Consider the following 12819-nt stretch of genomic DNA (forward strand, 5'->3'; position numbering starts at 1 on the left):
ATTCGATTTTGAGAATTTTCCTCCCCCTTCATTTGGTCGGTTTTTTTTCCATAATGAGGTTTTAAAGACTAATTTTGAAGTATGAAAAAGCACTACACCATTACTTTTCTATTTGTTTTTTGTTGGATGAATACTTTATTGTATTCCCAAGAAGTACGGATTTTTACCCTAAATGATTTTGACCTAAAGGGAGATGTAAAATCTTGCCTGGTCATGACCGATTATGGTAAGGAGGAGTTTGATTTTGATGAAAAGGGGTACTTAACAAAATTGGTAACCCGTTACAACGACTCGGATTACACAACGACCCATTATAAATATGACAGCGGGGAGCTTATGGAAAAAAGGGTCGAAAATTATATAGATGGGGAGTTTGATGAGAGTACATCCATTGCAAATTTTTATGAAATAGATACTACCCAAAACAGAAAAGTAACAGAAAAAATATTTTCCTATAGCAATGAGGCGCTGGATCAATATGAATATATATATGATGGGGACAACAGGCTGGTATCCATAAAGAAGACAAATAATGATGGAGTAGATGAGACAGTCGTAGATTATACCATCTATAAGGGGGAAAGCACAACATCGTACCTTTTGAACGGAGTGGTGCAAAAATCCATTAGGACATCCGAAAAGAAAAAGAAGAACGGGAAAATTATGAGGACTGTTTTAACAAAAGAGTTTTTGGAAGGCAATCCCATAAAGGCGTCGGAAGAAATATTTGGTGATGACCAAAAATTAATTTCCGAAACTAAGTTTACTTATGATACTGTAACCAAAGGATTTGTTCCCGCAGAGAAATTACAGTACAGTTACAATGAAAAGGGGATGATAAGTGGTTTAAAATCCAATAGAGAAGGAACGGAGGATATAAAGAAATTTATTTATCAATACGATGGGGAACCTCACCAAAATTGGATCAAGAAAATAAGAACTCCGGATAATGCCTATACCACTAGGAAAATAGAATATTATGCCCAAGTTGAGGTAACCCAGGAAAAATAAAAAAGGACATATAATTAAATATGCCCTTTTAAACACTGTGCCATAGCTTTTATTTTGAAGGATTGGAAACGCATTTTTTAAACATTTCCATTGCTTTTGCTTGTAATGATATGGTTTGCTGCAAATAATAGTTTTTAGTCTCTTCTAACGTCTCATTGTTCAATACTTCATCTTTTCTGGATTTATAACCATTGATAAGAGATTGCGTATTGTCGCATCCATATATAATTGCCAATTCTTTGATTTTTCGTTCCAAATCGTCCAAAGACTGTTCGGCTACTCTTTTAAGTCGCAATTGTTCTTCCAGTTCAATTTGGCGATTAACTTTTGCCTGTTCCGCTAAGATTTTTTGCTCTTCAATTTTTTGCTCAAGAATCTGTTGTTGTTTTAACAACTTTTTTTGTTCTTCAGCCAATCTTTTTTGTTCTTCCGTAAGGTTCTGATCCACTATGTTTTCTATCAAATCAGGATCTACAGAATTATTTGGAGCATTGTTGTTTCCAGAACAGACGTCCATTGTTGTTAAAACATCCTGTGCATAACCAAATGCCCTTTTGGTGTGATACCTGCCCATGTCCCAATCTTCTGGGTCAATAGCGCTTTTTAATTGGTCTATGCCGTCTATAATTGGATTTAGGGCTTTGTTACATCCGCAGTTGGTAATTAGTCCTTCAGCTTTTTCAAAAGCCTCCAATGCTCTTTCCGCATAATATTTTTGATGGTCAAAATTATCTGCATTTAAGGCTCTTTTGGTATGTGCTACTGCGTAGGTTGCTGCTGAATATGCTGTGTCACAATTTGCAGAAAGAAAAGAGGTGGTTAGTAAGGAAAAGAATAAAATTAATGTAAAATTCTTCATAACACGGTTTAGGTTTTCTAGTTTAATAGATTTAGGTCCGGGTGGCGCAAGATTGGGAATCTTAGATTAATTATAAAAAAAATGTGGTAAACAGCTTAATCTTTGTTGTGTAGTTGCCTATATAGTTGAGAAGAAAAATACTGACAGGGAAAAAACTTAAATAGTTTGTATTGCTCCTGTTGCAAAAGTTAAAGGTTATTTGGAACTCCACTCTTCCTTTAAGATACCATAGAGACAGGTATTTCTTTTATAGCCATCCAGTAAATAAACATTTTTGCGCAATACGCCCTCGAGTACGGCTCCTAGTTTCTCAACAGCCTTCCTGGAGGCCATATTCCGCTCATCCACGCGGAATTCCACTTTCTCAAACCCCATGGTAGTAAAAGCATAGTTCAACATTAGAAATTTCATATGTCCATTAAGTCCGGTTCCCTGAAATTCTCTACCTATCCAAGTTGAACCAATTTCCAGGACTTTGTTCTTCCGGTCAATGCGCATATAACGCGTACTGCCTGCATACTTTTTATTTGTTTTATCGAATATAACAAAAGGGATGGCCAATTCTTGCTCTTGAAGTTGTAGGGCGGTTTCAACATAATTTTTCAAGGCCTCTGGAGTTTCAATATCAGATGGTGAATACTGCACCAGCTTTTTTTGGGAGGCTATAGGGATTAAAAAGTGATAGTTCTCCATGGTTAGGGGAGAGATTTTTACATAGTCATTTTCTAATACAATTGGAGAGAAATTCATTTCACTAGACTATTTACAATTTCTTTTTTTACTTCATGTCCTCCATCAAAAGTAATCTGTTTGGCCTTTCCTTTGAACAAAATTTCAATCTTTTGTTTTTCTGTTCTCAAACGTTCTTCTGTTAAATATTCATCTTTGTCCCCCATAATGACGGTGACAGAGGTTTTTTCTTCCAGAAAATCAAAATCACTAGAAGTCAACTCATTGGGAATGCCACCCGCATAGAGAATAAGTTGGTTGCATTCAATTTTGTTTTTAGCTACCCATCTGGAAGCAATGGAGACTCCCTGAGAAAAACCAAAAACAATAAGATTGCAATGGGGAGGTATTTTCTCTGCTTTAAAAACTGCATTTATATAGCCATGAAGATTCTCCATTTCCTGAACGGTACTCTCTTTAGTAAGCCAGCTGGCACCAACATGTTTGTATTGATTGTTTAAGTAGTATTTAGAGGGAGCTTGCGGTGCAATTATATAGTTTTCCTCCGATGGTAATTCATTAAAATACTTAAGGAAATACCGACTTAAATAACCAATTCCATGAAAGACCAACCAAACATTTTTAGTCTTCTCGGAAAGCCCATTTAAATAAGAATATGAATTTGTGGATGTATATGTAATTTGCTTTTCAGAAGTTTCCATAGATTAAAATCAATAGGATTGTATTTGCTTTTATTGATTAGGGAATGCTTAATTTTACAAAAAATGAATTCATGGACGAATATCGAGATAAAATCTTAAACATTTGTAATGAAACCCGCAAAGGAACCTTAATGGAGACTTTGGATATTGAATACATTGATGTAGGTGAGAATTTCTTGGTTGCAAAAATGCCGGTAACTCCCAAAGTTTACCAACCAGATGGGGTATTGCACGGAGGAGCGTCCGTTGCCCTTGCCGAAAGTGTTGGTAGTGCCGCATCTTACATTTTTTTAAATGGGCAAGAGTTTTTTGTTCGTGGAATAGAAATTGCCGCAAACCATGTAAAAAGTGTGAAAGAGGGTTTTGTCTATGCCAAGGCCGTAATATTGCACAAGGGAAGGACCACCCAACTTTGGGAAATTAAAATAACCAATGACAATGATGACTTAATTTCCGTTTGTAAACTCACCACTATTTCATTGCCTAAAAAGTAATATGTTCTCCCAGTTTTTAGAAAAAGTTGATGGGCAATATTCGCTCAAATTACCTTTTGTTGTTTATAGGAAACCTAACCAAACTAAGGTCAAGGCAATTTTCCAAGAAAATGACCAACTTCACAGGTTTACAGAATTTACTAAAAATGGATTTATTTTTGGTGCATTCGATGATGAACACCCCATAAGGATAAAGATTGACAGAATTGAGGAGGTAGAATACAACCCGAAAATGGAAGTAGCTATTGATAAATATCCATTTGCTACGGGGGATAAACATCAGAAGGAGTTTCATATAGATTTGGTGACTAGGGCAATCAACGAAATTAAGCAAGGATCTTTTGAAAAAGTTGTAGTGTCCCGAAAGATTGAAGTTCCCTGCGATACCGCCCCACTTTCCTTATTCCTTTTGCTTCTAAAAAGATATAAAAACACTTTTTGTTATATCTGGTACCATCCCAAAGTTGGGCTATGGATAGGGGCTACTCCAGAGACACTTTTAACTGCCAATGGCAAAAAGTTTAGTACCATGTCATTGGCGGGTACTTTGGAGTACAAAGCCAATCTGGAGCCTGTATGGGGAGAGAAGGAACTCAATGAGCAGGAATTGGTGACTCAATATATTTCTGACAATCTAAGAGACAACCTCAAGGGAATGACGGTTTCCAAACCTGAATCGGTTAGGGCTGGAAATTTATGGCATTTACGGAGTAATATATCAGGAGAAATCACCATTGGACTAAAAGAAACGGTTGAAGCATTGCACCCAACCCCTGCCGTATGTGGACTTCCCAAGTCTAATTCAAAAGCTTTTATTCTTACGCATGAAAATTATGATAGAGAGTATTATACGGGCTTTTTGGGAGAGGTAAATTTTGGTGAAGATAGTAATGAGAGTCATTTGTTTGTAAATCTTCGCTGCTTGAAATTGGTTAAAAGTATGGCATTTATATATGTAGGTGGAGGTATCACAAAAGCATCCATACCAGAAAAAGAATGGAAAGAAACCAATATAAAGGCAGAAACAATGCTCAATATTATTAATTTTTTTAAATGATTGGGTTTAAAATATAAGGCGTTGTACTTTTGTCCTTAATGAAATATTCCAGCATTCCTTCTGCGCAGACCGTTGTGCATCACTGTAAGGCAAACAATATTAAAAATATTGTTATTTCCCCGGGATCTAGAAACGCACCATTGACCATAGGTTTTACCAAGGATTCCTTTTTTAGGTGCTTTAGTATTGTGGATGAGCGTTGTGCCGGTTTTTTTGCTTTGGGAATGTCTCAAAATATTCAAGAACCAGTTATTCTAGTTTGTACTTCCGGGAGCGCCTTGTTGAATTATTATCCTGCAATTGCCGAAGCTTTTTATAGTGATATTCCCTTAGTTGTTATTTCTGCAGATAGGCCCAACCATAAGATTGATATTGGCGATGGGCAGACCATACGCCAAGAAAATGTATTTCAAAATCATATTGGATATTCAGCAAATTTAAAGTTGGATATTTTGCATGCAACAGAAAAGCTTAAAAAGGAAAATAATGCTTTGTTTTCCAATTTAGAAAACAGTTTGGCAGGGCAGGAGCAGGTGCAATCGTATAATGACAATGAATTAAATAGGGCTCTTAATATTGCCATTGGAGACAACTCTCCGGTACACATAAACGTACCTTTTGAAGAGCCCTTGTATGATTTGGTAGAAAATAGTACGGTTACCCCTTTGGTAGTTTTAAGGGAAATAGGAAAAAAAACCGTTGAAACTGATTTTAAAGAGTATGCCCAAATTTGGAACTCATCAGTAAAGAAAATGGTTTTAGTAGGTGCCAGCCCCCCAAATAGTATGGAACAGCAATTTTTGGACGAACTGGCTGAGGATACTTCTCTACTAATATTTACAGAAACCACCTCAAATCTTCATCACCCTAATTTGTTTCCAAGTATTGACAGTATTATTGCCCCCATTGAAAAATCCAGTGAAAAAGAGAAGCTTTTTAAAGAGTTGCAACCAGATATTTTATTGACTTTTGGTGGGCTTATTGTTTCAAAGAAAATAAAGGCATTCCTAAGGCGATATAAACCCAAAAACCATTGGCATGTTGGTACTAAAAAGGCATACAATACCTTTTTTAGCCTAACTCATCATTTTAAAATGGATGTAAATTCATTTTTTAATAGTTTTTTGGATGTTGCCCATTCAATGGACAGTGAATATTTGGAGCATTGGCTAGAAATCAAAAAAAAATATGTGGCACGAAGAAGCGAGTACCTTTCCAAGATTCCCTTCTCAGACTTATTCGTATTTAACGATTTAATAAAATGTATTCCAAATGGGTATCAAGTGCAGCTCGCAAATAGCTCTACAGTGAGATACACACAATTGTTCGATTTTAAATCATCATTGCATGTTTTTTGTAATAGGGGAACAAGTGGGATTGATGGCAGCACTTCTACGGCCATAGGTTCATCTATTTACAATGAAGCTCCTACTTTGTTAATAACAGGCGATTTGAGTTTCTTTTATGACAGTAATGGCTTGTGGAACAACTATATTTTGCCAACCTTTAGGATACTATTGATCAATAATGAAGGTGGAGGAATTTTTAGAATATTGCCCGGCAAAGAAGATACAGAAGAGTATAGGAATTATTTTGAAACGAGTCATAAACTGAACGCTTCCCATCTTGCCAAGATGTATGGTTTTGAATATATTTTAGCATGGGATGACAACTCATTAAATACTGCATTGTCAACATTTTATGAAAAGTCCAGTAGCCCTAAACTTTTGGAGATAAAGACCCCTAGATTATTAAATGATAAAATTTTGCTTAGTTATTTTGATTTTATATCTTAGAAGAATAAATTTATTAAACACTTAACAAACATTAATAATTATGAGTAAAAGAGACGAATTAATTGAAAAGTATGCTTCTGATTTGAAAAATAAAATTGGAGTTACTCCAGATATGGATTTGTTGACCAAAGTTACAATTGGTTGCGGGCCATCAATATATAATCGTGATGCCTCAACAGTATCAGGTTCGGACGAAAAAGAGTTGGAAACGGTTAAAAATAATTTTTTGATAAAGAAGTTGGGCTTAAGTGATTCTCCAAAACTTATGGAAGGAATTAATTCGGTTATTGAAAAATATGGTTCTTCTGAAAGAAATAAATATAGGGCTGTTGTCTATTATTTATTGACCAAGCATTTTGGCAAGGAGTCAATATACTAGTAAAATTTAATATACTATTAAAGCCGTTCAATTAGAACGGCTTTTTTTATATCCAAGGTTAAACAATACCTTTGCAAAATGATAGAATTAGGAAACTATAACACACTAAAAATTGTTAGAAATACGAGCGTAGGTCTTTTTTTGGAAGATAGTGAAGGTACCGATGTACTTCTTCCGAATAAGTATGTTCCAGAAACCTATGAAATGGAAGATGATATTTCCGTTTTTTGTTATTTGGATTATGATGAAAGGCCCATTGCCACAACTTTAGAACCTTATATAATTAGAAATACTTTTGCTCTGTTAAAGGTTGTAGATGTAAATGAGTATGGGGCATTTTTAGATTGGGGGCTGGAAAAACATCTATTGGTTCCCTTTAGGGAGCAAAGGGACAAGATGAAACAAGGGCAATGGTATGTTGTTTATTGTTATATGGATGAAATGTCGTTTAGATTGGTTGGATCCAATAAGTTGAACAAGTTTATTAGCAATGAAAGCCTGACCATTGAACCGTATGAGGAAGTGGATATTATTATTACCAGAAAAACAGATTTGGGTTGGGAAGCCATTATAAACAATGCCCATAAAGGGCTAATTTTTTTTAGTGATGTCTATAAAGAAATTGCTGTAGGCGATAAAACAAAAGGATACATAAAGAATATTAGACCAGACAATAAGATAGATGTTTCCCTGGAACCCATTGGTTTTAAAAGCTTAGAGCCCTCGGCAAACATTATTTATGAAGCTGCGGTAAAGAATGGAGGGTTCTTAAACCTACATGATAAATCCAATCCTGAGGAGATAAAGCGCCAACTGCAAATGAGCAAGAAATCATTTAAAAGAGGAATTGGTGTTTTGTACAAGGAAAGAAAAATAGTAATTAACGAAAATGGGATAAAAATTATATGAATTTAATTGCTAAACAGTAAATTCTTGCATAACGAAATGAATATCAAATAAATATAATGAATTAATTGCCCCATTAATTTTAAAGTTTTAAGAAAATATCTATTTTTGAATAATACTGTATTTTAGTATATTAAGGACCCCGAAAATTTAGAATGTATGCCATTTATAGAAGAAAGTGATTTACTGGAATTGCATAAGGATGTTGATAAGGCACAAATAATTAACGAACGCCTGCTTGATCAAATTAAAATAAAAAATAAAGAACTTAGAAAAAGTAAAATTCAACGCAATGTGTTGGCAGGTGTTACTGGGCTTTTCTTAATAGGCACATTGGCAATATTTTCTTTTTCTGCGGGAGTTAGCCAATCTGGTTCGCTGGAATCTCAAAACACCAACAACCTGCTTGTTTCTATAGATAGCCTGGATGCCATAAAAGCTAGAATAGATAACCTAAAAGAACAGAACGATGAGCTTAGTCTGGTTAAGGAGTTCTATTTGGCAAAGAAATTTTTGGAAAAAGAAAAAATATATTCTGTACAGGTAAAATCATTTGTGGATAACAATGTTACTCTTGCTTCTGATGCATTGACGAACACTCTTTTTGTTAAAACAAATCCTTTTTATTCGTATTCACTTGGTAATTTTGAAACATTGGATGAGGCTAGGTCTTTTAGATTTCAGCTTGTAAAAATGGGCTTTAAAGATGCCTTTGTGGCCTCCTACCAAGATGGGAAACGATTAGCAATTGAAGATCCATATTAATAATCTTGACAAAAGCAAAAGCATGGTTTAGTGCGGCGAGGTTAAGAACACTTCCTCTTTCTGTATCTGGCATTATAGTGGGTGCGGCAATAGCCAATAAATATGGTTATACTGACTGGTTATTGTTCTGGTTGGCGATTTTTACAACTATTGGTTTTCAGATAACATCAAATTTTGCAAATGATTATGGTGATGGCATTAAAGGAACAGATAATGAGGATAGAATTGGGCCAAAACGAGCCTTGCAAAGTGGCCTTTTAACCAGAAAAGAGCTAAAGTCCGGAATACGTTTCTCGGTACTATTGTGTTTGTTACTTGTTGTTTTGGTGGTATATAGAGCATTTGGCACTGAAAATATAGTATACCCACTTGTTTTTATATTTCTTGGTATAGCAAGCATATGGGCCGCGATTAAATACACTGTCGGTAAATCTGCATATGGGTACCGGGGATTTGGAGATGTCTTTGTTTTTATATTTTTTGGATTGCTGAGTGTTTTGGGATCCATGTTCATTTTTACCAAGTTTCTTACTGTTTATGCTGTGCTTCCAGCTATTTCAATAGGATTATTGAGTACGGGAGTTTTAAATCTTAACAATCTTAGGGACTATGAATCTGACAAAAAATCAAAAAAAAATACTTTAGTGGTAATATTGGGATATACAAGAGGTAAGAAGTATCATTATTTATTGCTCTCCATATCTTTTATATGCATGCTATTATATACAATATTTAATTATTTGCATTTAAAAAATATGTTGGTACTATTAGGTTTTATACCTATTTTCCTTCATTTAATAAAGGTTCGTAATATTAAAAAGCCAATTTTGTTAGATCCAGAATTAAAGAAAATAGCACTAAGTACTTTTTTGGTTGCGATACTCTTTTATATTGCGTTTAATAAATTTTTGTAAATTTGAGTATAAATAATAAACTTAACTACTTTGGAACAACCAATTAGAATCCTTATCGTTGAGGATAATGTTATCATTGCAGATGATATGCAATCCATGTTGGAGGAAATAGGATATGAGATTGTTGACAATGTTATTGTTTACGAACAAGCAGAGGAAGTTCTTAAGACTAAGGAGGTAGATTTAGTTTTGATAGATATTATTCTTGCTTCTGATAAGACAGGAATAGATTTAGGGAAGCTGATAAGGAAAAAGTATAATATCCCCTTCATTTTTGTTACTTCAAACTCAGATAGAGCTACAGTGGAAAATGCCAAAACAGTAAAGCCCAATGGCTATTTGGTAAAACCATTTGAGCAACAAGACCTTTATACATCTATTGAGATAGCATTATCAAACTTTAATTATAATGAGAAATCTCAAAATAGTGAAGGTATTAATAATGTGGATGAAGATGAAAAACTAATGTCCAATGCGGTACTTAAAGATTCAATTTTTGTTAAAAAGCAGCATCTTTACTATCGTATTCAGTTTGAGGATATTCAATTTATAAAGGCGGACAATGTTTATTTGGAGGTAAATACTGTTGATAAAAAGTTCCTGGTACGTTCACCCCTAAAAGATTATTTGGAGAAATTACCTCAGAATAAGTTCTATAGGGCGCATAAGTCATATATTGTAAACGTAGATCATATCAATGCCATCAACTCCAAGGATATTATGATCAACAACAAATTGATTCCTATATCTAAAGATTTTAAAGAGTTTATCATTTCTGCTATGAACTCATAATATATAAACGTGTTTGCATTGGTTTATACTAAGTAATTTTTCTTACATTTTAGAGAGACAAAAAACCCAAAACATCGATTAAAGGCAATTAAAAAAGGCTATATCTCTTTTTACAACAAAAAACCATAATTACACAACAAATTTCAATTTTGCTTTAATGATAATAATACATTTGGAGTGTTAATAAGATGACCCCAAATCTTATCATTTTTCATATAATTCTATAATAGGCTATGTAGTTTTACATAGCCTATTATATTTTGTATAAGTATAAAACAAGTTGATTTAACGTGTACAAGTCGGTTTATACAACACTTTAATTTTTGTTTACAACAAAAATTAATAAGTACTGTTATATAATAGTAAGTTTGATTGATAACCTATTGCTAAAAGCAAAATATTAGTTGCAAGTTTTTCCCTGGTGTGATGATTAAAAAAATCTGTTGTAAAATTAAATGTGCGCTCATAGTTCTTTTTTTGACCGGCGCATGTGTCTTTGCACAAGATTCTTTAAGTACGGAAGAGAATTTATTAAAGAAGTTCCAAGATGCTGAAAATGCCAATGGGCGTTATTTTTTCTTTTTTGATACACTTAATAGATATAATGAAAATTCAGCCTATGATTGGTTGGATGCTGTCAATATATACCATAATAATTCTTATAAAATAAATGATTCTTCTGCCATAAGGCAATACAAGTTAATACAGTCTCAATTATATCATGATATTGGTGATTATGATAAAAGCATAGCCATAACAAAAGAACTTTATACAGAAATCAACAAACTGGACCTGGAAACAAAAGAACGTCTATTAAATATAATGGACAATGCCTACTCCAAATTAGAACTTTATGACAAGCAAATTGAAATTAGGGAGGAAAAACGCCATCTAGGTTTAACAAGTGATGTCGCCTTTTATGATATATATTCCAATTTAGGCCTTCATAGAAAAGCCATGGAAGATTATATCGTTGAAGTAAAGAAAACTATTAGTGAAGATGATCATTATGGTTTGGCTGAATACAACAACAATGTGGGTAATTTCCTTAGATTGGATAGGTCTGCCCCAACGGCATTTCCTTATTTTAAAAAGGCCCTTAGTTACATTGACCTTTACTTAATCGATATTACCGAAGAGAAAACAGAAAGGGAAGTTGCTAGGGGAAACTTGTTAAAAGGTATTATTGAAGGTAATATTGGAAAATGTCATGTTCAATTAAAAGAATATGAAGAAGCCCTTCCTTTTTTAGAAAAAAGCATAGAGTCCATTAATGAAAACCATGAAGGGGTATATTCTGAAGATGTTATAGAAAACACGCTAAATCTGGTTGATTGTCATTTACAGTTAAAAAACTACAAACTTGCCAAGGAATATTTGGACCAAGAGTTAAGAATAACGAACGTTGCTCATATCATTAAAAAAAATCGGCTGCTAGCCCTTTATTATGATATGATCGAGGATTACAAAAATGCTTCTTTTTATTTAAAGAAAAATGTTAAAATAGCAGATTCTGTTGATCTTACTACACCAAAATTAAAAAGGCAGCAGTTAGCGGCCGTAGCAGAAAAACAAATGGAAATATCCAGGTCCATGATCAATCAGCAGAAACTGGAAATGGAGAAAACGAGAAATGAACTGGCGTCCAAAGATGAAAAAATGAGCCTCGTATTTATTTCTTTAATTTTTACTTTATTAGGTTTTGCAGGATTAGTTTTTGCTTATCTAAAAAGTATCAAAAACCAGCGTTTAATTGCCAAGCAGAAACATATTATTGAAAATTCTTTGGTTGAGAAGGATTCTCTATTAAAGGAAATTCATCACAGGGTAAAGAACAATCTTCAAATGGTGTCCAGCCTTTTGAGCTTGCAAACTAAAAATACAAGAAGCAAGGCAGCAATTGAAGCTTTAGAAGAAGGTAAGAGTAGGGTAAAGGCTATGGCATTGATTCATCAAAAACTGTATCAGAATGATGATTTATCTGTGATTGAAATGCAAGGCTATATTGAAAGTCTAATCAATAGTGTACAGTCTGTTTATAAAAAAGGTGGGCACAATATTAATATCACAATAGATACCGAAGGAGTAGAATTGGACATTGATAGGGCTATTCCCTTTGGGTTAATTTTAAACGAGTTGGTGTCCAACTCTTTTAAATACGCATTTCCTGATGGAGACGAAAATGGCAAAATATATATTCACCTTAGAAAAAATGACGACCAAGGTTATTTTGAATATACGGACAACGGTGTTGGGCTTCCAGAAGATACGGACGAAAGGGCCAATTCTTCCATGGGAATCCGTTTAATGAACCGATTGGTTAACCAACTGCAATCCACCTTAAATATTGACAAAACTGTTGATGGTGTGAGGTTTTGGTTTAATTTTAAATAGTTTTTTAGTGTAACAGATTCAATTTGTAATTTATCTTCTATTTACAGCTTAAAATTCTCTA

General features: G+C 34.0%; 13 protein-coding genes. 10 read left to right on the top strand and 3 right to left on the bottom strand.

Annotated features, from left to right (window positions below):
- The first annotated feature begins 81 nt into the window (after positions 1-81).
- Entirely contained in the window at positions 82-1011 is a 930-nt protein-coding gene (locus GGR42_RS00510) for a hypothetical protein (protein ID WP_167959773.1), read from the top strand.
- 49 nt (positions 1012-1060) lie between these two features.
- Here the strand turns inward: GGR42_RS00510 and GGR42_RS00515 are convergent, their stop codons facing one another.
- From GGR42_RS00515 to GGR42_RS00525, 3 genes are all read right to left on the bottom strand, one after another.
- Positions 1061-1870 carry a hypothetical protein gene (locus GGR42_RS00515; protein ID WP_209023907.1) on the bottom strand — a complete coding sequence of 270 codons (810 nt, stop codon included), beginning with the start codon at positions 1868-1870 and terminating at the stop codon, positions 1061-1063.
- A gap of 195 nt (positions 1871-2065) precedes the next feature.
- On the bottom strand, positions 2066-2620 hold the full coding sequence (locus GGR42_RS00520) for a GNAT family N-acetyltransferase (RefSeq protein ID WP_167959775.1): 555 nt from the start codon (positions 2618-2620) through the stop codon (positions 2066-2068).
- Positions 2617-3261 carry an alpha/beta hydrolase gene (locus tag GGR42_RS00525; RefSeq protein WP_167959777.1) on the bottom strand — a complete coding sequence of 215 codons (645 nt, stop codon included), beginning with the start codon at positions 3259-3261 and terminating at the stop codon, positions 2617-2619. Before GGR42_RS00525 ends, GGR42_RS00520 begins: the two co-directional genes overlap by 4 nt.
- Before the next feature lie 71 nt (positions 3262-3332).
- On the opposite strand from GGR42_RS00525, the gene GGR42_RS00530 reads away from it, so the two are divergent.
- The 9 genes from GGR42_RS00530 to GGR42_RS00570 all read left to right on the top strand — a co-directional run bounded on the left by GGR42_RS00530 (position 3333) and on the right by GGR42_RS00570 (position 12758).
- Positions 3333-3755 (top strand): PaaI family thioesterase, encoded by a 423-nt coding sequence (locus tag GGR42_RS00530; protein ID WP_167959779.1) that lies wholly within the window; start codon positions 3333-3335, stop codon positions 3753-3755.
- A 1-nt stretch (position 3756) separates the two neighbouring features.
- Positions 3757-4812: a chorismate-binding protein gene (locus GGR42_RS00535; RefSeq protein ID WP_167959781.1), complete on the top strand. Its 1056-nt coding sequence runs from the start codon at positions 3757-3759 to the stop codon at positions 4810-4812.
- A gap of 38 nt (positions 4813-4850) precedes the next feature.
- Positions 4851-6608 (top strand): 2-succinyl-5-enolpyruvyl-6-hydroxy-3-cyclohexene-1-carboxylic-acid synthase, encoded by a 1758-nt coding sequence (gene menD / locus GGR42_RS00540; RefSeq protein ID WP_167959783.1) that lies wholly within the window; start codon positions 4851-4853, stop codon positions 6606-6608.
- Positions 6609-6648: 40 nt separating this feature from the next.
- A complete protein-coding gene (locus GGR42_RS00545) occupies positions 6649-6987 on the top strand; it encodes a DUF2853 family protein (RefSeq protein ID WP_167959785.1) in 339 nt (112 codons plus the stop codon).
- A gap of 78 nt (positions 6988-7065) precedes the next feature.
- Entirely contained in the window at positions 7066-7896 is an 831-nt protein-coding gene (locus GGR42_RS00550) for a CvfB family protein (RefSeq protein ID WP_167959787.1), read from the top strand.
- 156 nt (positions 7897-8052) lie between these two features.
- Positions 8053-8658 carry an SPOR domain-containing protein gene (locus GGR42_RS00555; RefSeq protein ID WP_167959789.1) on the top strand — a complete coding sequence of 202 codons (606 nt, stop codon included), beginning with the start codon at positions 8053-8055 and terminating at the stop codon, positions 8656-8658.
- A 5-nt stretch (positions 8659-8663) separates the two neighbouring features.
- On the top strand, positions 8664-9572 hold the full coding sequence (gene menA / locus GGR42_RS00560; protein WP_167959791.1) for a 1,4-dihydroxy-2-naphthoate octaprenyltransferase: 909 nt from the start codon (positions 8664-8666) through the stop codon (positions 9570-9572).
- A gap of 30 nt (positions 9573-9602) precedes the next feature.
- Positions 9603-10364 carry a LytR/AlgR family response regulator transcription factor gene (locus GGR42_RS00565; RefSeq protein WP_167959793.1) on the top strand — a complete coding sequence of 254 codons (762 nt, stop codon included), beginning with the start codon at positions 9603-9605 and terminating at the stop codon, positions 10362-10364.
- 426 nt (positions 10365-10790) lie between these two features.
- Positions 10791-12758: a sensor histidine kinase gene (locus GGR42_RS00570; protein WP_167959795.1), complete on the top strand. Its 1968-nt coding sequence runs from the start codon at positions 10791-10793 to the stop codon at positions 12756-12758.
- Positions 12759-12819: the final 61 nt, after the last annotated feature.

The organism is Saonia flava, from assembly GCF_011927795.1.
GTDB classification, from domain to species: Bacteria; Bacteroidota; Bacteroidia; order Flavobacteriales; family Flavobacteriaceae; genus Saonia; species Saonia flava.